We start from the raw sequence: 26,429 nt of genomic DNA on the forward strand, positions 1-26,429 counted from the left end.
ACCAACGTTGACCGAGCTACCTGACGAGGCACGATGAGCATCAGCACCCCGGGCGGCCCGGAGCGCCGTCCGACCGTGGTCACCACCGGCAAGAAGCCGGCGGCGGGCCGGCCGGCGTCCGACGCCAAGGCCGGGGCGGGCAAGCCGCAGGGCGGCGCGGGCCGTTCCGGCGGCGGCAAGGGCCCCCGCAAGCCGATCGCCCCGGTCAAGGTCAGCCAGGGCCGTTCCTGGGGTCCGATCGCCCTGTTCACCGCGGTCGGGGTGCTCGCCGTGGCGATCATCGGCTACGGCGCCTGGGCCGCGTACAACGGCTCGAAGCCGTGGGAGGACCGGGCCGCCGACATCGCGGGCATCGTCAACTACCGCGAGAAGGACAAGGAGCTCACCTCGGGCGGCAACCACCAGCAGGGCCCGATCAAGTACGACATCCTCCCGCCGGTGGCCGGCCCGCACAACGCGGCCTGGCAGAACTGCATGGGCGACGTCTACGACGCCCAGATCGCCAACGAGCACGCGGTGCACAGCCTGGAGCACGGCGCGGTGTGGATCACCTACCGCCCCGACCTGCCGGCCGACCAGGTGGCCACGCTCAAGAGCAAGGTCCAGGGCCAGGAGAAGATGCTGCTCAGCCCGTTCGAGGGGCTGGACAAGCCGATCTCCCTCCAGGCCTGGGGCTACCAGCTCAAGGTCGACAACGCCGACGACAGCCGGATCGACGAGTTCATCAAGGTGCTGCGGGTCAACGCCTCGGTCGAGGGCCCGACGGCCAACTGCGCCGACGGCATCACCGCCACCGGCACCACGCCGCGTGACGGCAACCAGATGCCCACCCAGTAACCCGTACCCCGACGACGAGGACGCCCGATGACCGCACCCGCGACGACGGACCCCGACCTGGACGAGGCCCCGGTCACCGACGACGGTGACCGGCGACCCGCCCGCCGCTTCGGCACGCTGGTCGTGGCCGCCGCCGTCGTGGTCGGCCTGCTCCTCGGGTACGCGGGCGGTCTGCTGACGCCACGGCTCACCCGCCCGGGCGACGCCTCGCCGGAGGCGGGCTTCGCCCGGGACATGACCACTCACCACGCCCAGGCGGTGGCGATGGGGCTGATCGCGTACCAGCACGGCACCGATCCCGAGGTGGTGACCATCGGGGGCGACATCGCCACCGGCCAGCAGGGCGAGATCGGCACCATGCAGACCTGGCTGCGCTCGTGGGGCCTCGACCCCACCGGGTCCCAGCCCCGGATGGCGTGGATGCCCGACGGCCCGGCCATGGTGCGCGACGGCCTGATGCCGGGGATGGCCACCCCGGAGGAGATGGCCAAGCTGCGGGCGGCGAAGGGCCGCGAGCTGGACATCCTGTTCCTGGACATGATGATCCGGCACCACATCGGCGGCATCCACATGATCGACGGCATCCTCAAGGCCAGCGACGAGCCCGACGTGGTGCGCACCGCCCGCGCCATGAAGAACACCCAGCAGACCGACCTCACCAACCTCAAGAACGCGCGGGACCGCCTCAAGGGCTGAGCGCGCCGGACACCGCGGAGGGCCCGCGTTCCCGTCACCACGGCGGGGACGCGGGCCCTCCGGCGTCCGCGAGACCCTACTGCACCTTTTATACTGCTTTGCCCGTTTAGACCGATTGCCTCCTTTGGAGGGTTTTCTCCGCGCATATCGTGACCAGTCCTGATTCGGGCTCGTTGCGCAGGACGTGGGGGTTGCACTCAGAGACGCACGGCGCTCGGTCACCAGCTGGTGCCGGCGCCACACGATCGGCGGTGACGGGGCGGTGGCTGCCGTCCGTCGCGGACAGCGGCAGGGCGAGCCGGGAACGCTCAGCCGCGAGCAGGAGCTGGAACTGATCGACGTCCTGCGGGGCGTCCACCCCGACGAGTTCGGCCTGGACGAGGAACTGTGGACGCGGCAGAGCCTCACCACGCTCGTCCAGCGCCGGTTCGACCCGGCGATGGACGTCGGCGCGATCGGGGCGTACCTGCGGGCCTGGGGGTTGGGCCCGCGCGAGCCGCGCGAGCGCGCCTGCGGGCTCTGCGTCGGCGCGGTCGAGCACTGGGTACGCAGCGAGTACCCGGCGATCACCCGGGCCGCCCAGGAACACCTCGCCGAGGTCTACTGGCTGGGCCGGGTACGGCTGCGCGGGACGATGCCCGCGGCGGACGTGGTCTCCGCCGTCTCGTCGCGGGGACGGGTCCGGTTCATGGTGACCACGCCGTCGGTGGACCCGCCGCTGCCCCGGGACTTCGTGCTGCGGCTCAGCGGGGCCGAGGAGCGGCCGGTGCACCTCATCGTGGACGGCTCCTGGCCGCGCAACGAGTGGCCCCGCCGCCTGCCCCGCCGCATCCTCCTGCACCCGCTCCCCAGCTGCGGCCGGACGATCGCCGCCTGACACCCAATCGGCCCCACCCCGGCCTCGCGGCGCGCGGGGATACCGATTGGGTGATCCGGGAGGGGGTTTGCTACTCTTCTCGGGTCGCTGAGCCCCCGTAGCTCAGGGGATAGAGCACCGCCCTCCGGAGGCGGGGGCGCAGGTTCGAATCCTGCCGGGGGCACACTTGCCAAGGAAGCCGCGACCAACACGAAAGGCCGCTGACCAGGGAAAACCCGGTCAGCGGCCTTCATCGCATGTCCGGCCCACTCGGCTACCCGAGTCGGTGGAACCAGGCCGTCACGATGTGACAGACCGCCATCCACTACGCCAACGCCGCTCGACGGCTCCTGGAGACCGAAGCCGAGCGGCAACCAATGGATCATGTTCTTGGCTTATCGGGCGGCGGTGGAGGTGGGCCGCTGGCGTTCGCCGCGCCGCATTCCGGCCGCGGCAGGGCGGTAATTACTCGTAACATTACCGTCACACTAGGCAAGTACATTTCAAAGATGTCGGTTTTGAGGTCGTTTCGGCACGATTTTCCCGCGTCGATCGTGGTCTTTCTGATTGCGATCCCGTTATCCCTAGGTATCGCTGCGGCGTCCGGGGCGCCGCTGCTGGCCGGGCTGGTCGCCGCCGTCGTGGGCGGAATTGTCGCTGGCGCACTCAGCGGCGCCCCGCTGCAGGTCAGCGGGCCGGCGGCCGGCCTCACCGTGATCGTCGCGGGTACCATCGTCGAGTTCGGCTTCGCCGGTACCGCCGCGATCGTGGCCGTCGCCGGCCTGGTGCAGATCCTGCTGGGCATCACCCGCCTCGGCCGGGCAGCGCTCGCTCTGTCGCCAGCAGTCGTGCACGGCATGCTCGCCGGCATCGGTTTGGTCATCGCGCTGAGCCAGATCCACGTGGTACTCGGCGGTGCGCCACAAAGCTCTGTGTGGGCGAATCTGCGTGATTTGCCCGGCCAAGTCGTCGGTCACCACAGCGTGTCCGTGGTACTCGGCGCGCTGACCATCGCGCTGTTGCTGATTTGGCCACGTCTAGTCAAAACCACCTTGCTGCCGGCGGCGCTGATCGCCGTGGTTGCCGCCACTGTGGTCGCGGCGGTCCTGAACGCCGACGTGGATCGGGTGGACCTGCCCGCCGAGCCGCTGAGTGAACTGGCCTTCGCCCGCTGGCCGGACGCGCCGCTGCGGGAAATCACCGTGGCTGTCATCACCATCGCCCTGGTAGCGAGCGTGGAATCCCTGCTTTCAGCGGTAGCCGTTGATCGGATGCACGACGGCCCCCGCGCCAACCTCAACCGTGAACTCATCGCTCAGGGCACCGCGAACGCCGTCTCCGGCACGCTCGGCGGCCTCCCAGTCACCGGCGTTATCGTGCGAAGCTCAACCAATGTCGCGGCCGGCGCCCGCACCCGCGCCTCGGCCATCCTGCACGGCGTCTGGATCGCCGGGTTCGTGTTGGTCGGCGCCGCATGGTTGGAAATGATCCCGATGGCCGCGCTCGCCGCCGTCCTCGTGGTGGTCGGCTTACGGCTGGTGAGCCTCGCTCAGATCCGCACGTATGCCCGGCACCGGGAACTTCCCATCTATCTGATCACCGCGGTCGGCGTTGCCGCGACGGACCTGCTCACCGGGGTCGGGCTGGGCATGGCGACGGCGGGGCTCTTCATGCTGTGGCGGTTGGCCCGGTGCGAAATCCGGACCACCCAACCGGCATCCGGCACCTGGCTCGTGTCGATCACCGGAACCCTCGCGTTCATCGCCTCCGAGCGGCTCACCCGCCGACTTGCCGCGCTACCCGCCGCTCAGTACGTCGAACTCGAACTGCATCTTGACTATCTCGATCACGGTGCGTACGAAACCATCCGCGGCTGGCAGGAGTCCTACACGCGAGCCGGCGGTCAGGTCCACATCAGCGAAATACACGACTCCTGGTTCCACCGGGCGGCATCCGACGGGCTCGGCACCGGCAAACGCACCCCCCGCTGCACAACTCGGGGTGGAAGTTCTCCGGATCTCGCCTGGGACGGTTCGTAGCGCGGCGAGCGAGCCACGCTGCCCAACCCTCGACCCCGATTTCGTGCCAGCCGACGGCATCGGCGCGGCCGGACGGTAGCGCCAGCGGATCGGCTGGCTGTGCGCGCCAGCAGTCGGCGGCGCGAGCGCGGGCCGCCTCGACCACGTACGCCCGCCGCGCCGTCTCGCTGCATGGGTCGGCCGGCGGTGGGCCCGGCAGCAGTCGTTCGCGCACCGCGTCGGGCGGCCGCATCGCCCGACGTCACGGCGCGTACGGGTCCCTGCCCGCCTGGATCGCGTCGAGCAGCGCCGCCGTCCGGGCCTGGATCGCCGCGTACGGGCCCTCGCCGTGGCTGATCCGCGCCGCCCCGAGCCGGGTCAGCTCGGCGAGGCTCGGACCACCCGGCCGGTAGAGCAGGTTCACCGGGGCGTCCGCCCCGGCCACGAACTCCGCGACCTGCCCCGGCTCTGCTAGGAGGATCGGGTAGACGGAGTCCGCCCCGGCTGCCCGGTAGCGCCGGGCCCGGCGGATCGCCTCGGCGGTACGCCCGGCCGGGTCGCCGGCCCCGCGCAGGTGTACGTCGATCCGGGCGTTGAGCACCAGCGGCACGCCCGCCGCGTCGGCCGCCGCGCGAACGGCGGCAAGCAGGTCGGCCTGCTCCTCGGCGCCGCATCCCAGATCCGTACCGTCCGATCCCCGCTGGTGGAGTCGTACAGCGCGCGGGTACAGGGGTCCGAGTCCTCCAGGTTGCAGCCCACCGCCCCCGCGGACAGCAGCCGCTCGACCAGCTCGGTCGGCCGCAGCCCGTACCCGCGTTCCAGGTCGGCCGTGACGGGGACCGGCACGGCGCGGGCGATCCGGGCGACCGCGGCGAGCATCTCGTCGACAGGGGTGGCCTCGCCGTCGGCGTAGCCGAGTGATTCGGCGACGGCGGAGCTGCTGGTGGCGACGGCCGGGAAACCGGCGGCGGCGACGGCCCGGGCCGAGCCGGCGTCCCACGCGTTCGGCAGGACCAGCGGGTCGCCGGGCTTGTGCAGGGTACACAGGGTGTCCGCCTGCTCGACGAGGGTCGACGGGTTCACGGTCATGGCGCGCATCATGGCACCCCCCTGTGGCACAGCACACTCTCTGACCGATCGGTCAGGTGCTGACCGATCGGTCAGGCATGCTGGAGGGCATGGCACGAGCGGTACCGGCGACGCACGCCGAGATCCTCAGCGCGGCGGCGCGGCGGTTCGCCGTCACCGGGTACAAGGGCACCTCGCTACAGGACATCGCCGGCGAGGTCGGGGTCTCCAAGGCGACGGTGCTCTACCACTTCGCCAACAAGGAGGCCCTGCTCGGCGAGCTGATGGCCCCGGCGATCGCGGTGCTGCAGGAGCTGGACGCCCGGCTCGCCGGGCTGACCGGCGCGGCCGCCCAACAGGTCGCCGCCGAGGGCTTCGTCGACCTCGCGGTGCGCTTCCGCGGGGAGATCGCGCTGCTCCGCGGCGAGTTCGCCCACCTGCTCGAGCAGCCGGCGTTCGCGCACGTGCAGCAGATCTCCGAACGCCTCATCGCGGCGTTCGCCGGCCACTCGCCGCGCCCGGCGGTCCGCGTCGCGGCGCTGGTCGTCCTCGCCGGGATCGCGAAGACCTGCGGCGAGTTCGGCGACCTCGCGGACGACGAGCTGCGCGCGGCGCTGCTCGGCCTCGTCCGGCGCGCGCTGGAGCCCCCCGACTGACCCCCCACCCCCACCACCGACCAGCAAACCCACGACCGAGGGACAAGGAACTGATGGCGACCCTGTTGTACCGGCTCGGCCGGGCCTCGCTGCGCCGTCGACGGCTGGTGGCCGTCGTCTGGCTCGTCGTGCTCGTCGGCCTCGGCATCGCCGCGGCCACCCTGAAGGGCCCGACGGCGAGCAACTTCACCATGCCCGGCACCGAGTCGCAGCGCGCGATCGACCTGCTCGCCGAGCGGTTCCCGCAGGCCAGCGGGGCCACCGGCACCATCGCCGTGAAGGCGCCGGCGGACGGCCAGCTCGGCACCCCGCAGGGGCAGGCCCTGGTCCGGCAGGTGACCCAGGAGGCGGCCGCCCTGCCCGGCGTGGTCGGCGCGGTCGACCCGTTCCAGGCCCAGGCGGTCTCCCCGAACGGCCGGTACGCGCTGATCCAGGTGCAGTTCGCCGGCCGGGCCGACGAGGTGACCGACGACCAGCGCACCGCGTACGAGGAGGTGGGCGCGCGGGCGGAGGCGCAGGGCTGGCAGGTGGCGCCCGGCGGCGAGGTGCTCAACGCCGAGCCGGAGGTCGGCTCGACGGAGGCGCTCGGCGTCGTGGTCGCGGCGATCGTCCTGGTCGTGACGTTCGGCTCGCTGGTCGCCGCCGGGATGACGATGCTCAACGCGCTGATCGGCGTCGGCGTCGGCATGGCCGGCCTGTTCGCGCTCAGCGGCGCGATCGAGCTGACCAGCACGGCCCCGATCCTCGCCCTGATGCTCGGCCTGGCCGTCGGCATCGACTACTCGCTGTTCATCACCTCGCGGCACCGGCAGAACCTGCTCGACGGGCTCGCCCCCGCCGAGGCGGTCGGCCGGGCGGTCGGCACCGCCGGCTCCGCGGTGGTCTTCGCCGGCGCCACCGTGGTCATCGCGCTGGCCGGCCTGGCGGTGGTGGACATCCCGTTCCTGACCGTGATGGGTCTGGCCGCCGCCGGCACGGTGACCGTCGCCGTGCTCGTCGCGATCACCCTCGCCCCGGCCCTGCTCGGCTTCGCCGGCGACCGGGTGCTCCCCCGCCGGCTGCGCGGGACGGCGACGGCACGCGGCGGGGCGGCCGCCGGCGAGGCCCCGGCAGGCGGCGAGGCGCGGGCCGAGGGTCGCCCCGGCCTCGGGTTCCGGTGGGCCCGCCTGGTCACCCGGCTGCGCGTACCGGTGATCCTGGTCGGCCTGCTCGGCCTGGGCCTGCTCGCGGTGCCCGCCCCCCACATGCGGCTGGCCCTGCCGGACGCCAACACCGCTCCCGCCGGCTCGGCGGCCCGGGTCAACAACGACCTGGTCCGGGAGGGCTTCGGTCCCGGGTTCACCGGCCGGCTCGCGGTGGTCGTCACCGCCGACTCCCCGCAGGCCACCGCCGCCGCCGCGCCGCAGGTCGCCGCGCTGATCCAGCGGACGGACGGGGTGCTCGCGGTGACCCCGCCGCAGACCGACCCGACCGGGCGGACCGCCCTGCTCGGGGTGATCCCGCGCAGCGGGCCGACGGACGAGGCCACCGAGGAGCTGGTACACGACATCCGCCGCCAGGTCTCCGGGATCAGTCAGGCGGACGTGCTGCTGACCGGCGCCACGGCGATCGGCATCGACGTGTCGGAGAAGCTGTCCGACGCGCTGCCGGTCTACCTGGTGCTGGTCGTCGGCCTGTCGATCCTGCTGCTGATGCTGGTGTTCCGGTCGATCCTGGTGCCGGTCAAGGCGGCGCTGGGCTTCCTGCTCACCGTCGCGGCGACGTTCGGCATCACCGTCGCGGTGTTCCAGCAGGGGCACCTGGCCGAGCTGGTCGGCCTGGACGCCCCGGGCCCGCTCGTCAGCTTCCTGCCGATCCTGCTGATCGGCATCCTGTTCGGCCTGGCCATGGACTACGAGGTGTTCCTGGTCTCCCGGATGCGGGAGGACTTCGTGCACGGGGACACGGCGCGGCAGGCCACGATCAACGGGATGGGCCACGGCGCGCGGGTGGTCACCGCCGCCGCGCTGATCATGATCTCGGTGTTCGGCGGGTTCGTCTTCCTCGAGGACCCGGTGATCAAGTCGATGGGCTTCGCGCTCGCCGTCGGCGTGGCCATCGACGCGTTCGTGGTGCGGATGACCATCGTCCCGGCGGTGATGTCGCTGCTCGACCGGGCGGCATGGTGGCTGCCCCGCTGGCTCGGCCGGATCCTGCCGAACGTCGACGTCGAGGGCGAGGGCCTGCGCGCCCACCTCGCCGAGGCGGAGAAGGCTCCCGCCCGCTGACGTCGGGGCCCCGCCGGCACCCGGCGGGGCCCGCCGACGACCTGCTCAGACGCCCGCCGGGTACGTCTCCATCTCGCCGGGGGCGGCGAGGGCGGGCAGCGGGTGCAGGGCCGTCGTCTCGTCGCACCAGACGAACGCGTCGTAGCGCTCGCCCAGCCGGGTCGGGACGTAGTTGCCCCACGACTCGAAGCTGGGGTCGTACACGACGCCGATCGCCCGGTGGTCGAGCTGGTCGGTGACCCAGCCCGGCTGGTCGGGGCCGCCGAAGACCAGCACCGCCCGGTCCGGCATCAGCTCGTGCAGCCGCCGCTCCACCGAGCCCGGCCGGGCCGGCGGCACCACCGTCGCCTCGGCCGGCGAGCCCCACCGGGGAGCCGCCACCGTCGTCCCGCGGTAGCTGCCGAAGCCGACGAGCACCACGTCGTCCGTACCGTGCCGCTCGCGCGCGAGCTGACCGATGTTCGTCATTCCCGCGTTCGCCATGTCGGTGGCCCGGGCGTCCCCGACGTGGGTGTTGTGCGCCCAGACGATCCCCCGGGCGTCCGGGCCGTGGAGGTCCAGCAGCCGGTCCAGGGTGTCGGCCATGTGGACGTCGCGCACGTTCCACGACTCCACCCCGCCGCCGACCATCGCCCGGTAGTAGCGCTCCGCGCCCGCCACCACCTCCGCGTTCTGCCAGGCCGAGAAGCGGTCCGGGCCGTCCGCGGCGGCCTGTTCCCGGGTACGCGTCAACAGCCGCACCACCTCCTCCTCGCAGCGGGCGGAGACGAAGCGACTGTTGTCCCCGTACTCCTCAAGCCGCCGGCCGTACGGCTCGAAGCACCGGTACGCCTCCTGCGCCGCCTCCAGCGAGGTCGGGTCCTCCTCGCCGAGGTAGTCGAAGATCGCCTGCATCGACTCCCAGAGGCTGTAGACGTCCAGCCCGTGGAAGCCGGCCCGGCGGTCCTCGGGGCGCTCCGAGTTCCAGGCGCGCAGCCAGCGGGCGAAGCGGGCCACCTCGGCGTTGGCCCACATCCAGGTGGGCCAACGCTCGAAGCGTTCGAGGGCGATCCTCGGGTCGGCGAGCCCGTCGGGGGCGGCGGTCACCGAGCGGTGCACCCGCTCGCAGTCCGGCCAGTCCCCCTCGACGGCGACGAAGGAGAAGCCCAGTTCGGCGATGAGCCGCCGGCTGAGCTGCTCCCGCAGGCGGTAGTAGTCGTACGTGCCGTGCGTCGCCTCGCCGATCATGACGATCCGGGCGTTCCGGATCCGCTCCAGCAACGGATCGAAGTCGCTCGGCGCGCCCAGTCGCTGTACCAGCATGCCCGCGGCTACCCGAGCCCGGAGCGGGCAAACCCGGGGCGTCACCCGGCCGGGTGCCGGGACGGGGCGGCATGGCCCACGTCCCAGCGGGTAGCCGCGGGCATGACGGTCAGCGGGGCGCAGTTGCAGGAGTTGCAGGAGTACCTGGCGGGGCTCGACTACCCGCTCTCCCGGGAGGACCTGGTCCGCTGGGGCCAGGAGAACGGACTGAGCACCGCGGCCCTACAGCTGCTGCGGTCCCTGCCGGCCGAACAGTTCGGCTCCCCGGGCGAGCTGGGCGACGCGCTACGCGGCCTGGGCTGACCGGGGCCGTTCAGCGCAGCAGGCGGAAGAGGGTGAGCCACTGCTCGGGCCAGACCTCGCCGACGGGGGCGTCCGGCGCGAGGCGTACGGCGCGCAGCGCCGAGTACACCCGGCCCCGGGGCAGGTGCCGGCACAGCGAGGCCGCGAGCGAGCCGCCGACCCCGCCGAATCCCGCCTCCACCAACCGCCGGTACGCCGGCAGCGCGCCCGGCGGCAGCAGCGGCTCGGGCCGCCGCTCCAGGCGCAGGATGCCGGCATCGACGCGGGGCACCGGGCGGAACGCCGTACGGGGCACCGTGCCGGCGAGCCGCCACGCGTACTCCGGCCAGGTGAGGACCGTCAGCCGGCTCCACCGGCCGCCGTGGCCGGTGCGCTTGCGGGCGTACTCCAACTGGGTGAGCAGGGTGGCCGAGGTCAGCCGGTCGGCGGCGAGGCACCAGCGGACCACGGCGGCTGTCAGCGACCAGGGGATGTTGCCGACCACCGCGAACGGCTCCGGCGGCGGGGGCACCGCCAGGAAGTCGGCCCGCCGCGGGCTCACCGTCGGCAGGTCCGCGCAGGCCACGGTCAGCTCGGCGGCGGCGAGCGGGTCGACCTCGTACGCGACGAGCCGGCCGCAGCGGGCGGCCAGCGGCCGGGTCAGCGATCCCCGGCCGGCGCCCACCTCCAGCAGCAGGCCGGCGGGGTCGGGCCGGGCGGCCCGGACGATGCGGGCGACGGCGGCCGGGTCGGCGAGGAAGTTCTGGGACAGCGCGCGACGGGACCGGTCGCGTTCGGTGGCACGGGTACGGCGGGGCGCCATGGCTCGTCCTGTCTGTCGCCGGACGGCGACGGGTACGGACAGGCGGCCGGCGGGCAGCCGGCAGGGCGGGCCTGTCCGAGCGGATCGGGACTCGGACGGCCCTCGGCGCGGCGGGTAGTTCGGACAGCGCTCGCCACCCGACCGGCGGCTGCCGGGGCGCGGGCGCGCCGCCGGTGGCGGGTCGGGTCTGTACTGGGCGGATCAGGCGCGGGTCGCGTCCCGGCCGGCCGGGGCCGGACGCCGGACTCGCGGGCGGGCCGCCAGGATCGGGGCCCACGCGGCCGGCGTGCCGACCACGTCGATCAGGGCATGCGTGAACATCCCGCGAGGCTAACCGGGTCGGGCCGGGCGCACGACCGGTTTATCCGGCGGGGGCGACGGACGGCAGCGGCCGGCCGCGCCCGCGCCGCCGCGGCCGGGTCAGCCGGGGAGGCTGACGGTGCGGCCCTCGGCGCGGGCGGTCTCGGCGGCGTCGAGGACGGCCGCCACCTCCCGGCCGAACCGGACGTCGCAGCGGTGGTCCCGGGTGCCCGCGTCGATCTCCTCCAGCAACTGCTCGATCGCGGTCCCGTACGCGATCAGCGCGTTGCCGTCGCCGGGGGGCACGCTCTGCATGCCGTCGTCGCCGAAGAAGACCACGTCGCGGATGATGGCCGCCGGCGGCGCGTCCAGGGTGAGCGAGACGGTGCTGGTCGCCCCGCCGTCGTGGGTGAGCAGCAGGTGGATCAGCCCCCGGGGGCCGTCCGCCGCGGCGACCCGGCTCACCCGGCCGAGCACCGGCAGGATCAGTGACAGGGCGTGCGGCCCGATGTCCCACAGCGCGCCGCGCTCCCGCCGCCACTGCGACCCGCCGTACGGGCTGTCGGGCTGGAAGATCGACGCGAACATCGTCGCCCGGGCGTGCTGCCAGCCGCCGGCCGCCGCGGCCGAGGCGAGGAACCCGGTCACGTTCGGGTGGAAGCGCTGGGTGAAGAAGACCACCGAGGCGACCCCGGACTGCTGGGCGGCGGTGACCACCCGGTCGGCGTCGGCCAGGCTGAGCGCCAGCGGCTTGTCCAGCAGCAGGTGCCGGCCGGCCGCGGCGGCCCGGACGGCGATGTCGGCCTGCACGTCCGGCGGGAGCGCCACGGCGATCGCGTCGCAGGCGTCGATCAGCGCGTCGACGTCGGCGAAGGCGGGCACCCCGTGCCGGTCGGCCAGCGCGGCGGCCCGCTCGGCGTTGCGGCCCCACACCCCCGCCAGCGCGGCGCGGGGATGCGCGTCGATGGCCGCCGCGTGCGTCTCCGCCGCCCAGTGGCCGGTGCCGAACAACCCGAACCGCAGCACGAGGAACTCCCGGTGTCGTCGTCCGCCACGGCGATCCCGTGGCCTGATCCGAACTCCGCCACGGCGAGCCCGTGGCCGTGATCCAACCTAGTCCTCGGGCCCGTCCCGTGCAGCCACGGCAGCGGAACGGCACGGATCGGCGGGCGGGGCGAACCCGCCTCCGGGAGGGTCGCGTTGGTTGCGGCGTGGTCGAGGTGCCCGCACGAGGTACAGGTGAACGCGACGCCGTGACGGGAGCGGGGGTCACGGTGCCCGCAGGTTGAGCACGTTTGCGACGTGTACGCTGCTGGCACTTTCAGCAGTTGCCCGCCCCGCTCGGCCAGCTTGTACGCCAGCAGTTCAACGGTGCGTGCGTGGGCCTCGTTGAGCATGACCCGGTTCAGCCCGGCCTTCTGCCGCACGTTGCGGCCCGGCTCGGCGATGGTGCCTCTCGCAGAGCGGGTCATGTTTTCCACCCGCAGTTCTTCCACCGCCACGATGCCGTACCTTCCGGCGATGGTCGTGGTGGTCTTGTGCTGCCAGTCGTAGCGGCGGCGCTTGGCTCTCGCGCGTGACCCCGCGATCTGGTCGTAGGTGCGGTGCAGACGGTTCGACGTACGCTCGAACGGATTGCGGGCCCGCTTCTGCCGGGCGGCCTTGCGTTCCAGCCGCTGCAGCCGTGCCGGGGATCGGCCCGGACCAGCGGAACCGGACCACGCCGGCTTTCGGGATGCGCACCTGACCGACGCGGCGGGACAGGCGGGTGATCGCGAGGTCTCGTCCCTGCGGCACGTCAACGGACATGCGTGACCGTAGGCGGGCTTTGAACTCCGGTGCGCACGCCCGGCCTTCCCAGCAGTTTCTCCACGCCCGCACGTACGTTTTCAACACCTGCCGTGCGGCCTGCGCGGGCAGGGTTGCCCGGGCCGCGTGGCCCTGAATGTCGAGTGCGGCGGCCTGCTCCGCAGTGGGGGCGAGACGACGTACGTATCAACACCGTTGCGTTTAGCGCCGTGAGCGGGAGGCAAGCCCCTTTTCGAAGATTGTGATGTCGGCGTGGAAGGTGTAGGTCTGCGTGGTTGCGGGGTGCTGTCCGGCGTTCGGGCTGTACTTGCTGGTCGGGTTCTTGCGGGAGCGGGCCTTGATTCGAGGGCGGCGCCAGGCGGGTAGGAGGTCGGCCAGCGCGGCGTGGCCTATCGTGCCGAGGAGGTCGGTTGAGCTGCCGGGAAGGATTCCGCTGGCGGTGGTGATCGTGTCGGCGGCGGCGTCGATGAGGATGGTGAAGCTGATCCGGTCCATGTCCAGGCCGGGCTGGGTGCAGGTGGCGTCTGCTGCCGCGCGGATGAGGGCCTGGTAGGCGGTGAGCAGGGCGTACACCTCCTGCTCGATCCCGGGGATGCTGCGGGAGCGCAGGACGCGGCCGTCGAGCATGGTCGCTTTGATCGAGAAGTACGTGGTTTCGGCCTGCCAGCGTTCGTGGTAGAGGTCCACGAGTTCGTGGGCGGGGTAGCGGGTGTGGTCTGTCAGGCTGGTGATCAGCCGCCACTGCTCGCGCCGCAGGCTGCCGTCGGCCAGTGTGACGGTGACCTGCGCTTCGATGACCCGCACCAGGATGAGAGCGGGTAGGCTGCCGTAGCCGATGCGGGCCAGGTAGGAGCCGTCGGGTAGGCGACGCTGGATGGTCGGGCAGCGGCGGGCGGATGAGCGGACCAGGAACTGCGCGCCGGTGGCGCCGACGTCGCGCAGGAATTCCGCGGCGTCGAAGCCGGCGTCGGCCAGCAGCAGCATCGTGCGGTCCAGGACGCCCAGAAGCCGCCGCGCGTAAGAGCCCGCGCAAATAGGTCAGACGCGCTGCCCCAGATACGAGGCGGGCACGGACATCCATGATCATGAAGGTGCTTACGCCTCGTGATCGCCAGGAGTGTCCGTGCCCGTTGTTCCATCATGGCTGATGACCCCGCTGTGGGACCAGTTCGCCGCGCTGTTGCCCGAGCGGCCGCGGGTTGATCCGTCGCATCCGCTGGGGTGTCACCGGCCGCGGGTGGCGGATCGGCTGATATTCGAGAAGTTGTTGCAGGTGCTGCGGTTCGGGTGTGCGTACGAGTCGATCGCGGACAGTGGTTGTTCGGCGACGACGATCCGGAACCGGCGTGACGAGTGGATCACGCTGGGCGTGTTCGAACAATTGAAGGCCATCGTATTGGACACCTATGACCGGATTGTCGGACTGATTCTGGACGATATCTCGGTGGACGGGTGTATCACCAAGGCTCCCGGTGGCGGTGAGGTCGCCGGCCGGTCTCCGGTCGACCGGGGCAAGCAGGGGATGAAACGCTCCAGCATGGTCGAGGCCCGGGGGATCCCTCTCGACCGGGTTCTGGCCGGCGCGAACCGTCATGATTCACCACTACTGGCGTCTACTCTGGACAAGCTGGATGTGTTCGGTCCGCTGCCGGAGAAGGTGACAGTACACCTGGACGCCGGCTACGACTCGGCGGTCACCCGCGAGCTTCTGGCCGGCCGTAACCTGCACGCCGAAATAGCCCATAAGGGCGACAAAGCACCCATCCAGGCGGGCCGCAGGTGGCATGTCGAGCGGACGAACGCCTGGCACAACGCCTTCAACCGCCTGCAACGCTGCTACGAACGCCGAGAACGCGTCATCGACGCGTTCTTCGACCTCGCCGACGCGATCATCACTCTACGTAGCCTGATCCGGCAGGCATGGACCCTCTACCGCTGGGACAACCGTCCCACCCGGCGCCCATGATCTTGACCTATCTGCGCGACCTCTAAGCCAGTTCGCCTTCTGTTTCGGGGCCGAAGGCCGCGGCGAGCAGGGCGCGGGTCCCACACTCGATCACCACGAGCAGCCGTAGCAGCGGGTAGCCGAACTCCAGCTTGTCTCCTACGCGTTTGGGGTAGCGCCAGGTGACCCGTTCCTCGTCGGGCACGTGCAGGTGGGTGCCGTCGATGGCCACGGTACGCAGGCCCCGGTAGAACACGCCGGGCTGGCCGAGCAGACCGACGGCACCGGCCAGGGTCTCGAACAGGCGCCGTAGCGGCGCTACTCCGACCCGGCGGCGAGCGCGTGACAGTGAGGAGATACTCGGCCGCGTCAGGCACAAGCCGGCCAGGGCCGCGGTCAGCTTCCCCCACGTCGCTCGGTAGGAACAGCGGTCGAGCAGGGCGAGTGCGAGGACGAAGTACACCACGACCCGAGACGGCAGCAGCCGCAGCCGCTTCTCGCGTGTCCCGGTTTCTTCCAGCACCGCGTCGACCAGGTCGAAGTCGATGATCTGGGTCAACTCGCCCAGATGTCCGGGCGCGTGCACACCCCCGGCTACCTCGATCGACCGGGTGATGACAGACTTCTCCTGCAACGGGACTCCTGAGGCATGATCTTCTTGCTCGACACAAGTTGATCTATCAGAAGTCCCGTTCGCGTCTTCAAAGTCCCCCTTGACTCATCCGCCGATCGCCAAACGCAACGGCGTTGACGTACGTATCCGTGGTTGATCTTCACGACGCGACTCTCTTCCTCCACGGCCGCTCCCACTGGGTTTCGATGTACCTCTGGATGGTGACGGCGGACACGTTGCCGACCGACGACACGAAGTACGACCGGGACCACAGGGTTGGCAGCCGGCTGCGCAGGTGAGAGAACTCGTCGCGAAGCACCCGCGAGGTGAAGCCCTTGAACTGGTTCGCGATGTACGACGGCGAAGCGTTCGGGTCGGCCCGGACGAACAGGTGCACGTGGTCCACGAACCTAGTATACGCATGGCACATAACTAACAGAGCAGCATCAGGGCAGCGATTCACCTGCCGCCTGGAGACGGCAGCCCTCTCGCCTCAAATCGGTAGGCTGTCCCGATGACCGAGACTCCGACGGGGTGCCGTCGATGACCAGCGCGGCGGCGTCCGCCTCGCCGGTGGACGGGGCCCTCGCGACGGCGACGATCGTGCTGTCGCTCGTACTCGCGGTGTGGGCCCTGGTGGCGGCGGCGCGCAACCGGCCGCCGGACCGGGCGCAGTTCGCCGGCCTGGCCCTGCTGGAGCTGGGCCTGCTCGCGTTGGCGGCGGTGGCGCTCGCCGCCCTCGGCGGCGGCGAGTCGCCGGGCGAGCCCGGCGCGTTCTTCGGGTACCTGGTGACGCTGGTCTGCCTGCCGCCGCTGGCCTGGGTGCTGGCCCGGATGGAGCCGACCCGGTGGGGCTCGGCGATCGTCTGCGCGATCTGCCTGGTGGCCCCGGTCGTGGTGGTCCGGCTCCAGCAGACCTGGGAGGCCGTCGGTGGTTGAGCCGCGGGCGACGAACCGGGGGCCCGGCCGGCTGTTGATCGCGGTGTACGTCCTCTTCGCCATCGCCGCGACGTCACGGGCCGGGCTGCAGATCGCGACGAAGTTCGACGAGGCGCCGGTGGCCTACCTGCTCTCCGCGGTGGCCGCGCTGATCTACATCGTGGCGGCCGTCGGGTTGGCCCGGGCCGGGCACGCCGGCCGCCGGCTCGCGCTGGCCTGCTGCACCGTGGAGCTGGTCGGGGTGGTCGCGGTCGGCATCCTCAGCCTGGCCGACAGGGCGCTGTTCCCGGACGAGACCGTCTGGTCGGGGTTCGGCAGCGGCTACGGCTACATCCCGCTGGTGCTGCCGGCCCTCGGCCTGTTCTGGCTCAGGCGCACCCGCACCTGACCCACCCACCCCGTCCCACCCGGGCGATTCGCGCTTCGGACGGGCGGGGCGGCGCCGGTGGCGGTGGTCGGGTCAGTCCCTCGGGCCGCCGGCGACGTAGATGACCTGGCCGGAGACGAACGACGCGCCCTCGCTCGTCAGGAACGAGACGGTGTGCGCGACGTCCTCCGGGCGGCCGACGCGGCGGACGGGGATCTCCTTCGCGGAGTGCTCCTGCAGCGCCTCGAAGTCCACCTTCATGCGGGCGGCGGTGGCGGCGGTCATGTCCGTGACGATGAACCCGGGCGCGACCGCGTTGACGGTGACCCCGAACGGGCCCAGCTCGATGGCGAGGGTCTTGGTGAAGCCCTGGAGGCCGGCCTTCGCCGCGGAGTAGTTGGCCTGCCCCCGGTTGCCCAGCGCGGAGGTGCTGGAGAGGTTGACGATGCGGCCCCACTTCCGCTCGACCATGTGCTTCTGCGCGGCCTGGCTGAACAGGAACGCGCCGCGCAGGTGCACGCCCATGACCGTGTCCCAGTCGGCGTCGGTCATCTTGAACAGGAGGTTGTCGCGGAGCACCCCAGCGTTGTTGACGAGCACGCCCGGCGCGCCCAGCTCGGCGGCGATGCGCTCGACGGCCGCCTCGACCTGGGCCCGGTCGGACACGTCCGCGCCGACCCCGAGCGCCCGGCCGCCGTCCGCGACGATCGCGTCCACCGTGTCCTTGGTGGCCGCCTCCTCGATGTCCACCACGGCGACGGCCAGGCCGTCGGCGGCCAGCCGGCGGGCGGTGGCCGCCCCGATCCCCCGCGCGGCCCCGGTGACGATCGCGACCCGCTGCTCCTCCGCCATGCCTACCTCCCGGTAACCTACGACTGGTTCCGGGAGCCTAACCCAACGCCGCACACGCCGGGCACCGCCGATCGCGGGCCCGGTGGGGCGGTCAGAGCGCCTCGCCGCGGCGCAGGCGGATCCAGCGGTAGCCCTGCCCGGCGACCTTCAGCGCGTCCAGCTTGCCCACGTCGCCGTAGTGGCGGTCGGCGAGCACGTCGATCGGCAGGTCCGCCTCCGGCGCGAGCACGCCGAGGTCGGCCTCGGCGTCGTCGGTGCCGAGGTTGTGCAGGAACACCATCGTCCCGGTGGGGCCGTCGGCCCGGTGGGCGAGCACCCCGGGCGGCAACGGCACGTCGATGTGGGTCGTCGAGCCGGAGCCGATCTCCGGCGCCTCGCGCAGCGTACGGATCATCCGCTCGAACCAGGCCAGCAGCGAGCGCGGGTCGCTGCGCTGGGCGGTCACGTTGACCTTCTCGTACGAGTAGTCGCCCCTGTCGACCACCGGGCGGACCAGCTTCTCCGGGTCCGCGGTGGAGAAGCCGCCGTTCGGCTGGTACGACCACTGCATCGGGGTACGGATCGCCTGCCGGCCGGGCAGGGACAGGTCCTCGCCCATCCCGATCTCCTCGCCGTAGCGCAGCACCGGCGTGCCGCGCAGCGAGAACTGCAGCGCGTACGCCAGCTCGATGCGCCGCCGGTCGTTGCCCAGCATCGGGGCGAGCCGACGCCGGATGCCCCGGTCGTAGATGCGCATGTCCTCGTCGGGGCCGAACTCGGCGTACACCTGGTTGCGCTGCTCGGTGGTGAGCCGGGACAGGTCGATCTCGTCGTGGTTGCGCAGGAAGGTGGCCCACTGCCCGCCGGCCGGCAGCTTCGGGGTGTCCCGCAGCGCCTCGATGATCGGCTCCGGGTCGCGTCGGGCCAGGGCCAGCATGAGCCGCCCGTTGAGCATGAAGTCGAAGAGCATGTGCAGCCGGTTGCCCGACCCGGCGACGTCGCCGAAGAACGCGGGCAACTGGGCGGGCTCGACGTTGGCCTCGGCGAGCAGCACGGCGTCGCCCCGGCGCCACTGGACGTGCTGGCGCAGCTCCGTCAGGAAGTCGAAGTCCTTCGGCGAGTCCGGGTTGCCCGGCTCGGTCAGCTCGATGATGAACGGCACCGCGTCCATCCGGAACCCGGAGACACCGAGCTGGAGCCAGAACGAGACGATCTTCTTGACCTCCGCGCGGACCTGCGGGTTCGCGAAGTTGAGGTCCGGCTGGTACCGGTAGAACCGATGGTAGTACCAGGCCTTGGCGGTCCGGTCGTAGCTCCAGGTCTCCCGCTGCTCGCCCGGGAAGACCATGCCCTGGTGGCGGTCCGCCGGCTCCTGCTTTGACCAGACGAACCAGTCGCGGTACGGCGAGTCCGGCGAGGAGCGGGCGGACTGGAACCACGGGTGCTCGTCGGAGGTGTGGTTGACCACCAGGTCGATGATCACCCGGATGCCCCGGTTGCGTGCCTGGTGCAGCAGCTCCGCGAAGTCGCCGAGGGTGCCGAAGCGGGGGTCCACGTTGTAGAAGTCGGTGACGTCGTAGCCGTCGTCACGGTTGGGCGAAGGGTGGATCGGGTGCAGCCAGAGGCAGGTCACGCCCAGCCGGGCCAGGTAGTCCAGCCGCGCCATCAGACCCCGGAAGTCGCCGACCCCGTCGCCGTCGGAGTCGGCGTACGTGTCGACGTCGAGGCAGTAGACGACGGCCTCGGAGTACCACCTGTCACCCATGCCCCGGTACCTTCTCCGGTTTCCCGTTCCCCCAAACGCGCTCCCGCCCCGCCGGACGCGGCCGGCCGTGTAACCGCGGGCGACCCGGGTATCACCCTTCGATCCCGGCTGCTCGTGCGGAAGGACGATCATGGCCCTCGCCCAGGATGTCGACCCGGCTCAGTTCACCGGCCTGACCGGCTGGGTGGCCGGCGTCATCGACGCGCTGGGCGGTGTCGGGGTGGCCCTGCTGGTGGCGTTGGAGAGCATCGTCCCGCCGATCCCGAGCGAGATCGTGCTGGCGATGGCCGGCTACCTCGCCGCCGAGGGCCGGTTCAACGTCGTCGCGATCGTGCTCGCCGCGACGGTCGGCTCGCTGGCCGGGGCGCTGGTGCTGTACTGGCTCGGCGCGGCGCTCGGCGAGGAGCGGCTGAAGCGGTGGCTGGACCGGGTCCCGCTGGTCGACCGGGACGACCTGGAGCGGGCCGACCGCTGGTTCGAGCGGCACGGCAGGTGGGCCGTGCTGATCGGCCGGGTGGTGCCGGTGGTCCGTAGCCTCGTCTCGATCCCCGCCGGGGCGAACCGGATGCCGCTGGGCGAGTTCGTCCTGCTGAGCACCCTGGGCAGCGGCGTGTGGAACGGGCTGATCGTCGGCGCGGGCTACGCGCTCGGCACCCGCTGGCAGGAGGTGGACCGGTACAGCAGCTGGTTCAACTACGGGATCCTCGCGGCCCTCGCGGCCACGGCCGCCGCCTGGGTGGCGAAGAAGCTGCGCCGCCGCGCCGCGCGCCGGGGCGCCCGCGCGGGTGGTACGACCCGCGCGGGCGCCGACGGTGAGCAGGGCACCCTTCTCGACCGGAGGCGTTAGGAAGGGCTCTCCCGCTCAGTAGTGGGCGGTGATGGAGGTGAACTCCCAGGTGTTCTGGCTGATGCCGGAGCAGTTGGACACCACTCCCCCGCCCGGGCAGGGGCGGTCGCGGTTGACCGACCAGAACGTGAACCGGGACAGGCCGCGGGCCTTCGCCCAGTCGCGGATCTGCGTCCAGGTGGCCGGCGAGGTCAGCTCCTGCTGGTCGGACAGGCCGTTCATCCCGGAGAGCCCCATGTGCGCGTACGCGGTCGCGTCGGACCAACCGAAGGCGTTCTTCAGCGCGTTCTTCAGCCCCTCGGCGGCGTTGACCGTGTTCTGGTACATGTTCGCGCCGCCGCCGAAGTCGAACGGCATGATGGTGAAGGTGTCGATGTTCGCGCCGAGCGCGGCGGCCTGGTTGACCAGCCGGGTGCCGTAGTACGACGGCCCGGTGGTCGTGGTGCCGAACGTGATGATCGTCTTGATGCCCGGGTTGTTCTGCTTGACGATCTTCAGCGCGCCGAGGATGCGGTCCTGCACCGCCTCGTTCTCGAACTCGTCGCTGTTCTCGATGTCGATGTCGATCGCCTTCAGCCCGTACGCGTTGATGACCTGCTGGTACGCCCCGGCGAGGGCGCTGGCCGAGGCGCAGTTCGGGCCGAGCTTGTTGCCGCTCCACCCGCCGAGGGACGGGATGACGTCGCCGCCGGCCGCCCGGATCGCGGCGATGGTGCTGGCGTGCACGCCGCCGGTGAGCGGGCCGGAGCCGTCCCACGCCGGGGTGCAGCCGCCGCCGGAGAGGACGAACGCCATGGTGAACCACTCGATCCCGGTCGCACCCATCACCGTGGCGGGCGCGGGCGGGTCGCCCCAGCCCGGGTAGAGGTAGGGCGCGGCGGCCATGGGCCCGCTGCCGCCGGTGCACCCGGTGGTGGTGGCGGAGACCGGCGCGGACTTCGCCGACTCGCCGGAGGAGTTGTACGCCGTCACGGTGTAGCTGTGCGCCGAGCAGGTGGCGAGCCCGGAGATCGTCGCCGAGGTGCCGGTGACGGTGGCCCGGACGGTCGTGCCCTCGTACACCCGGTAGCCGGTCACCGTGCCGCTCACCGCGTTCCAGGCCAGCGAGACCGACGAGTTGGTGGTGCCGGTGACCCGCAGCCCGCCGGGGGTGGCCGGGCCGGACGGGCCCCCGCCGGTGCAGGAGCCCCCGTTGACCGTGCAGTTCGTCGGGTTGCCGGTGCCGTTGACGTTGAAGCCGAAGGTGGTGCTGGCACCCGGGGCGAGCGTGCCGTTCCAGGACTGGTTGACGGCGGTGACGTGCTGGCCGGAGGTGGTCAGCAGGGCGTCCCAGAAGGTGCCGACGGAGCTGCCGGCCGGCAGGTCGAACTGGACGTTCCAGGAGTTGATGGTGGTCGAGGTGTTGTTGGTGACGGTGAACTTCCCCTCGTACCCGGTCTCCCAGGTCACGGTGCGGGTGAAGGCGGCGGTGGCGGCGGACGCGGGCGGCGGGGCCGCGACGGTGGCCGCGACCACGGCGGCGGCGAGCGCGGCGGCGAACGTGGCCGCGCGCGGGGGACGGAGTTTCACGGTGGCCTCCAGGGACCGGCGGTGGGGGGTCCGCCCGGCTGGGCGGGGCTGGCCCGGGCCGCGTGGCCGGGTCAGGGCAGGGTGGCGAGGTGCGGCCTGACGGTGCGCGCGAAGCTGTTGCCGTTGCTGACGTCCCAGTTCACGGACCAGGTCATCGCGCCCCGCAGGCTCGGGTACGTGCGCGGCGGCCGGAAGCTGCCGCAGTTGGTGCCCTTGGCGAGGCAGTCGAGGGCGGCGTTGACCACGCTGGGCGCGACGACCCCGCCGCCGGCCGCGCCGGGGCCCGCGGGCAGGCCGAGCCCGACCTGGTCGGGGCGCAGGCCGGACTCCAGTTGGATGCAGGCGAGCGCGACGATGAAGTTCACCGTCCCCTGGCTGTACGCGGCGTTGTTGTCGCAGCCGAGCATCGCGCCGGAGTTGTAGAACTGGGTGTTGACCACGGTGAGGATGTCCCGGATGTCCAGCGCCAGCCTGAAGTAGCTGGTGGCCGGGTTCTGCATGTCCGGGTTGACGAAGTTGTGCCAGTACCCGGTGAGCAGGTGTCTCGGCAGGCCGCCGGTGGGCGGCGGGGTCGTCGGCGGTGGGGTGGTGGGCGGTGGGGTGGTCGTCGGCGGCCCCGTCGTCGGGGTGGGGCCGCCGCCGCAGGGCGCGCCGTTGAGCTGGCAGTTCGCCGGGCTGCCGGAGCCGGCGACGAGGAAGCCGAACGACGCGCTGGCTCCCGGCGCGAGGGTGCCGTTCCAGGACAGGTTGACGGCGGTGACCCGCTGGCCGGACGTGGTCAGCCGGGCGTCCCAGAACGAACCCAGCGTGTTGCCGGCGGGCAGGTCGAAGGTGAGGGTCCAGCCGTTGACGGTGGTCGTCCCGCCGTTGGTGATCGTGTACTTCCCCTCCCAGCCGGTCCCCCAGTCGGAGGTCTTCACGAAGCTCGCGGTGGCTCCGGCGGCGTACGCGGGCAACGCCACCCAGGCCGCTCCGACGGTCGCGGCCAGCACCGCGACCAGGGCCAGGACGAGGGATCTGGAACGCTTCACGCAGGCCTCCACCCGGACTGGGCATTCACGGCCGCCGACTCTTGCATCAATTATTAAGACTGTTAACTGTTTCTGTCCACGAAAAAATCCGCGATCTTGCACTTTGCGCCCGCGGCATGGGCGATCTGCCCCGATTGCCGGGGCAGTAAGTGCAAGATCGCGGAGGCGAAGGGGTGGGCCGGGGCCGGGGAGCTCCCCGGCCCGAGGGGTCAGTGGCGGAAGGTGAACCAGTTGACGTTGACGAAGTTGGCGGGCTGGCCGCTGGTGAAGGTCAGGTACACGGTGTGCCGGCCGGTCACCGCGCCGACGTTGCCCGGCACCGGGCGCCAGCTCTGCCAGCCGCCCGTGTTGGCGATCGCGAAGCTGCCGATCGGGGTGGCCGTGGGGCTGTCGATGCGCACCTCCACCAGGCCGCTCACCCCGCCGGCCGCGCCCGAGGCCACCCGGGCGACGAAATCGCGGGGCGGGGTCGAGCCGAACTCGACGTTGTCGAAGCGGACCCAGTCGCCGTTACGCACCGCGCCGATGTTCTGCCCACCCTCGGAGCAAGCCTCGACGATCACCCCGCTCTGGGCGTTGAACGCCTCGGCCTGGATCGTCCCGTACGCGTCGACGGTCCCGCCGGGCGGCGGCGTCGTCGGCGGGGTGCCGCCCCGGCTGTACACGGCCACGTAGTCGACGAGCATCGACCGGCCGGGCACGGTCGACGCGGTCGGCGTGGTGAAGCCGGCCACCCCGTTCGGGAAGCCGCCGCCCATCGCCACGTTCAGCAGCAGGAAGTATCCGCCGTGCCCGGTCATCTGCGTCCAGTACGGCTCGCCGACCTGGCTCTGGGTCACGGTGTGGAAGAGCTGCCCGTCGACGTACCAGCGCAGTTGCTGGGGGCTGACCGAGGTGTCCCACTCGAAGCGGTAGGTGTGGAACGCCGACTGGCAGGTGGCGCCCGGGCAGGCCCGGGAGGCACCGATGCCGTTGAACTCGTTGCACGGCCCGCCGGGGGCCACGCCGCAGTGCAGCACGCCCCACACCGAGTTGATCCCGTTGACGTTCTCCATCACGTCGAACTCGCCGATCCCTGGCCAGTTCTGGTAGTTGCCGCGGTAGGGCGAGCCGAGGGCCCAGAACGCCGGCCAGTAGCCGAGGGCCTCAGCGCCGGTCACGTTCGGCATCTGGATCCGGCCCTCGATGGCCAGCACCCCACCGGACGACGGCTTGAAGTTGCTGCGTACCGTCTCGATCCGCCCCGAGGTCCAGCCGCCGGAGGCGTTCTGCAGCGGCGTGATGCGCAGGTTGCCGGCGCCGTCGTGGGCGACGTTGGCGGTGCTGTTCGTGTACGTCTGGATCTCGCCGGTGCCCCAGTTCGGCGGCCCGCCGGGGTAGCTGGTGCCGGTGTCGATGATCCAGTTGGCGCTTGCCGGGAGGGTGTTCGCCGCCCCGGTGAAGTCGTCGCTCCACACCAGGCTCCAGCCTGCCGGGGGCGGCGGCACGGCGGCGTTCGCGGACAGGGTCGTGCCGGCGAGGGCGGTGGCGGCGGTGGCCAGTGCGGCCACCGCCAGCGAGAGTCGGCGCCGCCGGGGGGCGGGCGTCGTGCGGGCAGGTTCCATGGGACGTGCCTCTCTGCGGGGACGGGAGGGCGAGAGAGCGCTCTCTGCCCGTTGTACGCCCAGGCCCCAGACGTGTCAACGGACGTCGATGGCTGCGGCTGTGCCGGGGCGGCGCAACACCGCCTGTTCCAGCGCGGTCCAGGCCGTCGTGGTGACCAGGTAGAGCACCGCCGCCAGCGGCACCACCAGTGCCGCCACCACGGTCAGGTACGGCAGCAGCGGGACCAGCCGGGCCACGGCCGCCACCCCGGGCGCCTCCGTCGGCGCGCCGGCCCGGCCGCCGGTGCCGGCCCGACTTTCGGGCCGGCACCGGCGGCCGGGCCGGCGTTCGCGCCCGCGGGCATCCCGACGGCCGCCGCCGCGCGCCGCGCCCGCCGGGACGACCACCAGGCCAGGGCCAGCAGCGCCGCGAGCAGCGCCCCGAACAGCGGGCCCGCCGCGCCGGTCAGCCCGTCGGCAAGGTGCCAGCCCAGCGGCACCCCGGCCAGCCGCTCGGCGAGCAGCGCCGTGCCGCCCTCGTCCGTACTGAACAGCCGGTACATGACCAGGAAGAACGGCGCCTGGAGCAGGGCCGGCAGGCAGCCGGCGACCGGGCTCGCCCCGGCCGAGCGGTAGAGGGCGAACAGCTCGGTCCGCAGCCGGGCCCCCCTCACCCTAGAAGCCGCCGGCAAGGAAGGGCCCCTTCCTGGCGCTCCCCGGTAACGAACGGTTCCCCCGGGGCAGGGCGGGCGGCGCGTCGCGGCCGACACGCGGACGGCGGCGTTTCCCCCGTTGGACACTCCGGGTAATGGCCGGTCGACGACGCGGCACGATGCCGCGACCGGCATCGAACGGATGGTGAGGGCGATGGGTGGAGCAGTGGCGCAGCGGGAACGGAGCGCCGCCCCGGGCGACATGGACCTGCTCACCGTCGGCGTGGAGGAGGAGTTCCTGCTCGTCGACCCGCACACCGGCGTCGCCGTTCCCGCCGTGGACCTGGTGCTGGAGCAGGTGCCGGCGGAGTTGCGCGGGCAGGTGGAGCGCGAGTTCCAGACCAGCCAGATCGAGATCGGCAGCCCGCCCGGGCTGGAGCTGTCCTCGATCCGGCACTCCCTCGGGATGCTGCGCCGGGCGCTGTCCGAGGCCGCCGAGCGGGCCGGCGTACGGATGCTGGCCATCGGCACCGGGCCGGTGGACGGCCCGGTGCCGCCGGTGGTCGACAAGCCCCGCTTCGACGAGATGATCGAGCGGTTCCGGCTGCTGGTGCCCGGGCCGGGCAACAACGGCATGCACGTGCACGTCGGCGTGCCCGACCCGGAGACCGGGGTGCAGGTGCTCAACCACGTCCGGCCCTGGCTGCCGGTGCTGCACGCGATGACCGCCAACTCCCCGTTCGCCCGCGGCGAGGACACCGGGTACGCGAGCTGGCGCTCGGTGGAGTGGGAACACTGGCCGTCCGTGGCGCCCACGCCGTACCTGGAGTCGCACGAGCACTACCAACGGCTGATCCGGCAGCTCATCGCCAGCGGCGTGATGCTCGACGAGGGGATGCTCTACTGGTACGCCCGGCTGTCGGCCCGGTACCCGACGGTGGAGCTGCGCATCGGCGACGTCTGCCCGTCGGTGGACGACGCGGTGCTGGTCGCCGCCCTGGTGCGGGCCCTGGTGGCCACCGCGATGGCCGACATCGCCGCGGGCCGCCCGGCCATCCGCACCGACCACCACCTGCTGGTCGCCGCGCACTGGCGGGCCGCCCACGACGGGTTGGAGGGCGACGGGGTCGACCTGACCGACGGCGAGCTGTGCCCCTCGTGGGAGCTGCTCGACCGCCTCGTGGAACGGGTGCGCCCCGAGTTGGAGCGGCACGGCGACCTGGCGGAGGTGACCGACCTGCTGGGCGCGCTGCGCCGGCACGGCAGCGGCGCGGCCCGGCAGCGGGCGGTCTTTGCGCGTACCGGCAGCCTGGTCGACGTGGCGCGGGACGTGGCGCGGCAGACCCGTGGCTGAGCGCGCCGTGACAGGATG

The 26,429-nt window shown here is 72.2% G+C and carries 27 protein-coding genes, 1 tRNA gene and 1 pseudogene; 13 read left to right on the plus strand and 16 right to left on the minus strand.

Translation table 11 applies throughout. From position 1 onward, the window contains the following. The first annotated feature begins 33 nt into the window (after positions 1-33). From JD77_RS06175 to JD77_RS06195, 5 genes are all read left to right on the plus strand, one after another. The gene (locus tag JD77_RS06175) at positions 34-837 is read left to right on the plus strand and encodes a thioredoxin-like domain-containing protein (protein ID WP_145773426.1); all 804 of its coding nucleotides are present in this window, start codon (positions 34-36) and stop codon (positions 835-837) included. Positions 838-864: 27 nt separating this feature from the next. Beyond that, positions 865-1,533, plus strand: coding sequence for a DUF305 domain-containing protein (locus tag JD77_RS06180; RefSeq protein ID WP_145773427.1), 669 nt, complete (start codon positions 865-867; stop codon positions 1,531-1,533). A 184-nt stretch (positions 1,534-1,717) separates the two neighbouring features. Next, positions 1,718-2,410: a winged helix-turn-helix domain-containing protein gene (locus JD77_RS06185; protein WP_145773428.1), complete on the plus strand. Its 693-nt coding sequence runs from the start codon at positions 1,718-1,720 to the stop codon at positions 2,408-2,410. Positions 2,411-2,501: 91 nt separating this feature from the next. Then, positions 2,502-2,573 (plus strand) — tRNA-Arg (locus JD77_RS06190). 325 nt (positions 2,574-2,898) lie between these two features. Continuing rightward, entirely contained in the window at positions 2,899-4,428 is a 1,530-nt protein-coding gene (locus tag JD77_RS06195; RefSeq protein ID WP_145773429.1) for a SulP family inorganic anion transporter, read from the plus strand. A gap of 241 nt (positions 4,429-4,669) precedes the next feature. On the opposite strand, the gene JD77_RS33400 is transcribed toward JD77_RS06195, so the two are convergent. Beyond that, on the minus strand, positions 4,670-5,017 hold the full coding sequence (locus JD77_RS33400; RefSeq protein WP_425463559.1) for an isocitrate lyase/phosphoenolpyruvate mutase family protein: 348 nt from the start codon (positions 5,015-5,017) through the stop codon (positions 4,670-4,672). A gap of 155 nt (positions 5,018-5,172) precedes the next feature. Further along, a pseudogene (locus JD77_RS33405) lies at positions 5,173-5,508 on the minus strand (isocitrate lyase/phosphoenolpyruvate mutase family protein); the annotation flags it as partial. 77 nt (positions 5,509-5,585) lie between these two features. Here JD77_RS33405 and JD77_RS06205 point away from each other — a divergent pair. Continuing rightward, on the plus strand, positions 5,586-6,131 hold the full coding sequence (locus tag JD77_RS06205; protein ID WP_145773430.1) for a TetR/AcrR family transcriptional regulator: 546 nt from the start codon (positions 5,586-5,588) through the stop codon (positions 6,129-6,131). A 53-nt stretch (positions 6,132-6,184) separates the two neighbouring features. Beyond that, positions 6,185-8,398: an MMPL family transporter gene (locus tag JD77_RS06210; RefSeq protein ID WP_145773431.1), complete on the plus strand. Its 2,214-nt coding sequence runs from the start codon at positions 6,185-6,187 to the stop codon at positions 8,396-8,398. Between the two features lie 45 nt (positions 8,399-8,443). Here JD77_RS06210 and JD77_RS06215 read toward each other — a convergent pair whose 3' ends face one another. After that, on the minus strand, positions 8,444-9,700 hold the full coding sequence (locus tag JD77_RS06215; RefSeq protein ID WP_145773432.1) for an erythromycin esterase family protein: 1,257 nt from the start codon (positions 9,698-9,700) through the stop codon (positions 8,444-8,446). Positions 9,701-9,802: 102 nt separating this feature from the next. Between JD77_RS06215 and JD77_RS06220 the strand changes: the two genes are divergently transcribed. After that, entirely contained in the window at positions 9,803-10,003 is a 201-nt protein-coding gene (locus tag JD77_RS06220; protein WP_145773433.1) for a DUF2795 domain-containing protein, read from the plus strand. A gap of 10 nt (positions 10,004-10,013) precedes the next feature. Here JD77_RS06220 and erm read toward each other — a convergent pair whose 3' ends face one another. The 4 genes from erm to JD77_RS06240 all read right to left on the minus strand — a co-directional run bounded on the left by erm (position 10,014) and on the right by JD77_RS06240 (position 13,898). Then, positions 10,014-10,805: an ErmE/ErmH/ErmO/ErmR family 23S rRNA (adenine(2058)-N(6))-methyltransferase gene (gene erm / locus JD77_RS06225; protein WP_145773434.1), complete on the minus strand. Its 792-nt coding sequence runs from the start codon at positions 10,803-10,805 to the stop codon at positions 10,014-10,016. Between the two features lie 420 nt (positions 10,806-11,225). After that, positions 11,226-12,071 carry a Gfo/Idh/MocA family protein gene (locus JD77_RS06230; protein WP_387228204.1) on the minus strand — a complete coding sequence of 282 codons (846 nt, stop codon included), beginning with the start codon at positions 12,069-12,071 and terminating at the stop codon, positions 11,226-11,228. Then, entirely contained in the window at positions 11,957-12,907 is a 951-nt protein-coding gene (locus tag JD77_RS35420) for an RNA-guided endonuclease InsQ/TnpB family protein (RefSeq protein WP_145773435.1), read from the minus strand. Before JD77_RS35420 ends, JD77_RS06230 begins: the two co-directional genes overlap by 115 nt. A gap of 208 nt (positions 12,908-13,115) precedes the next feature. Next, the gene (locus tag JD77_RS06240) at positions 13,116-13,898 is read right to left on the minus strand and encodes a transposase (RefSeq protein ID WP_145773436.1); all 783 of its coding nucleotides are present in this window, start codon (positions 13,896-13,898) and stop codon (positions 13,116-13,118) included. A gap of 139 nt (positions 13,899-14,037) precedes the next feature. On the opposite strand from JD77_RS06240, the gene JD77_RS06245 reads away from it, so the two are divergent. Then, on the plus strand, positions 14,038-14,880 hold the full coding sequence (locus tag JD77_RS06245) for an IS5 family transposase (RefSeq protein WP_145773437.1): 843 nt from the start codon (positions 14,038-14,040) through the stop codon (positions 14,878-14,880). Between the two features lie 22 nt (positions 14,881-14,902). Here the strand turns inward: JD77_RS06245 and JD77_RS06250 are convergent, their stop codons facing one another. Both JD77_RS06250 and tnpA read right to left on the minus strand, forming a co-directional pair. Then, on the minus strand, positions 14,903-15,493 hold the full coding sequence (locus JD77_RS06250; protein WP_145773438.1) for a transposase domain-containing protein: 591 nt from the start codon (positions 15,491-15,493) through the stop codon (positions 14,903-14,905). Between the two features lie 139 nt (positions 15,494-15,632). After that, a complete protein-coding gene (tnpA, locus tag JD77_RS06255) occupies positions 15,633-15,878 on the minus strand; it encodes an IS200/IS605 family transposase (protein ID WP_211372502.1) in 246 nt (81 codons plus the stop codon). A 137-nt stretch (positions 15,879-16,015) separates the two neighbouring features. Between tnpA and JD77_RS06260 the strand changes: the two genes are divergently transcribed. Together JD77_RS06260 and JD77_RS06265 are read left to right on the plus strand one after the other, a co-directional pair. Then, the gene (locus JD77_RS06260) at positions 16,016-16,411 is read left to right on the plus strand and encodes a hypothetical protein (protein ID WP_145773439.1); all 396 of its coding nucleotides are present in this window, start codon (positions 16,016-16,018) and stop codon (positions 16,409-16,411) included. Then, positions 16,404-16,799, plus strand: a complete 396-nt coding sequence (locus JD77_RS06265) for a hypothetical protein (RefSeq protein ID WP_145773440.1) — start codon at positions 16,404-16,406, stop codon at positions 16,797-16,799. Before JD77_RS06260 ends, JD77_RS06265 begins: the two co-directional genes overlap by 8 nt. Positions 16,800-16,871: 72 nt before the next feature. On the opposite strand, the gene fabG is transcribed toward JD77_RS06265, so the two are convergent. Together fabG and JD77_RS06275 are read right to left on the minus strand one after the other, a co-directional pair. Then, entirely contained in the window at positions 16,872-17,630 is a 759-nt protein-coding gene (gene fabG, locus JD77_RS06270; protein WP_145773441.1) for a 3-oxoacyl-ACP reductase FabG, read from the minus strand. A gap of 91 nt (positions 17,631-17,721) precedes the next feature. Then, the gene (locus JD77_RS06275; protein WP_145773442.1) at positions 17,722-19,374 is read right to left on the minus strand and encodes an alpha-amylase family protein; all 1,653 of its coding nucleotides are present in this window, start codon (positions 19,372-19,374) and stop codon (positions 17,722-17,724) included. Positions 19,375-19,504: 130 nt separating this feature from the next. Here JD77_RS06275 and JD77_RS06280 point away from each other — a divergent pair, with 130 nt between their 5' ends. Further along, the gene (locus JD77_RS06280) at positions 19,505-20,221 is read left to right on the plus strand and encodes a DedA family protein (RefSeq protein ID WP_145773443.1); all 717 of its coding nucleotides are present in this window, start codon (positions 19,505-19,507) and stop codon (positions 20,219-20,221) included. Between the two features lie 15 nt (positions 20,222-20,236). Here the strand turns inward: JD77_RS06280 and JD77_RS06285 are convergent, their stop codons facing one another. The 5 genes from JD77_RS06285 to JD77_RS33415 form a co-directional block, all read right to left on the minus strand. Then, a complete protein-coding gene (locus JD77_RS06285) occupies positions 20,237-21,790 on the minus strand; it encodes a cellulose binding domain-containing protein (RefSeq protein WP_145773444.1) in 1,554 nt (517 codons plus the stop codon). 71 nt (positions 21,791-21,861) lie between these two features. Beyond that, entirely contained in the window at positions 21,862-22,821 is a 960-nt protein-coding gene (locus JD77_RS06290) for a cellulose binding domain-containing protein (RefSeq protein ID WP_145773445.1), read from the minus strand. Between the two features lie 209 nt (positions 22,822-23,030). Next, the gene (locus JD77_RS06295) at positions 23,031-24,425 is read right to left on the minus strand and encodes a carbohydrate-binding protein (RefSeq protein ID WP_145773446.1); all 1,395 of its coding nucleotides are present in this window, start codon (positions 24,423-24,425) and stop codon (positions 23,031-23,033) included. 75 nt (positions 24,426-24,500) lie between these two features. Continuing rightward, the gene (locus JD77_RS33410) at positions 24,501-24,662 is read right to left on the minus strand and encodes a hypothetical protein (protein ID WP_246140546.1); all 162 of its coding nucleotides are present in this window, start codon (positions 24,660-24,662) and stop codon (positions 24,501-24,503) included. Further along, positions 24,629-25,078, minus strand: a complete 450-nt coding sequence (locus tag JD77_RS33415) for a YidC/Oxa1 family membrane protein insertase (protein WP_246140547.1) — start codon at positions 25,076-25,078, stop codon at positions 24,629-24,631. Before JD77_RS33415 ends, JD77_RS33410 begins: the two co-directional genes overlap by 34 nt. 193 nt (positions 25,079-25,271) lie before the next feature. On the opposite strand from JD77_RS33415, the gene JD77_RS06305 reads away from it, so the two are divergent. Continuing rightward, entirely contained in the window at positions 25,272-26,411 is a 1,140-nt protein-coding gene (locus JD77_RS06305; RefSeq protein ID WP_387228340.1) for a carboxylate-amine ligase, read from the plus strand. The last annotated feature ends 18 nt before the right edge of the window (positions 26,412-26,429 follow it).

It is taken from the genome of Micromonospora olivasterospora, from assembly GCF_007830265.1.
GTDB lineage: Bacteria > Actinomycetota > Actinomycetes > Mycobacteriales > Micromonosporaceae > Micromonospora > Micromonospora olivasterospora.

What these genes read in the sequence shown, in the direction of transcription:
- fabG (WP_145773441.1), bottom strand. Translation starts at nt 17,630, where the DNA reads ATGGCGGAGGAGCAGCGGGTCGCGATCGTCACCGGGGCCGCGCGGGGG.
- JD77_RS06275 (WP_145773442.1), bottom strand. Translation starts at nt 19,374, where the DNA reads ATGGGTGACAGGTGGTACTCCGAGGCCGTCGTCTACTGCCTCGACGTC.
- JD77_RS06215 (WP_145773432.1), bottom strand. Translation starts at nt 9,700, where the DNA reads ATGCTGGTACAGCGACTGGGCGCGCCGAGCGACTTCGATCCGTTGCTG.
- erm (WP_145773434.1), bottom strand. Translation starts at nt 10,805, where the DNA reads ATGGCGCCCCGCCGTACCCGTGCCACCGAACGCGACCGGTCCCGTCGC.
- JD77_RS06180 (WP_145773427.1), top strand. Translation starts at nt 865, where the DNA reads ATGACCGCACCCGCGACGACGGACCCCGACCTGGACGAGGCCCCGGTC.
- JD77_RS06305 (WP_387228340.1), top strand. Translation starts at nt 25,272, where the DNA reads ATGGGTGGAGCAGTGGCGCAGCGGGAACGGAGCGCCGCCCCGGGCGAC.
- JD77_RS06295 (WP_145773446.1), bottom strand. Translation starts at nt 24,425, where the DNA reads ATGGAACCTGCCCGCACGACGCCCGCCCCCCGGCGGCGCCGACTCTCG.
- JD77_RS06175 (WP_145773426.1), top strand. Translation starts at nt 34, where the DNA reads ATGAGCATCAGCACCCCGGGCGGCCCGGAGCGCCGTCCGACCGTGGTC.
- JD77_RS06260 (WP_145773439.1), top strand. Translation starts at nt 16,016, where the DNA reads ATGACCAGCGCGGCGGCGTCCGCCTCGCCGGTGGACGGGGCCCTCGCG.
- JD77_RS06195 (WP_145773429.1), top strand. Translation starts at nt 2,899, where the DNA reads ATGTCGGTTTTGAGGTCGTTTCGGCACGATTTTCCCGCGTCGATCGTG.
- JD77_RS06210 (WP_145773431.1), top strand. Translation starts at nt 6,185, where the DNA reads ATGGCGACCCTGTTGTACCGGCTCGGCCGGGCCTCGCTGCGCCGTCGA.
- JD77_RS06240 (WP_145773436.1), bottom strand. Translation starts at nt 13,898, where the DNA reads ATGCTGCTGCTGGCCGACGCCGGCTTCGACGCCGCGGAATTCCTGCGC.
- JD77_RS06280 (WP_145773443.1), top strand. Translation starts at nt 19,505, where the DNA reads ATGGCCCTCGCCCAGGATGTCGACCCGGCTCAGTTCACCGGCCTGACC.
- JD77_RS06205 (WP_145773430.1), top strand. Translation starts at nt 5,586, where the DNA reads ATGGCACGAGCGGTACCGGCGACGCACGCCGAGATCCTCAGCGCGGCG.
- JD77_RS06220 (WP_145773433.1), top strand. Translation starts at nt 9,803, where the DNA reads ATGACGGTCAGCGGGGCGCAGTTGCAGGAGTTGCAGGAGTACCTGGCG.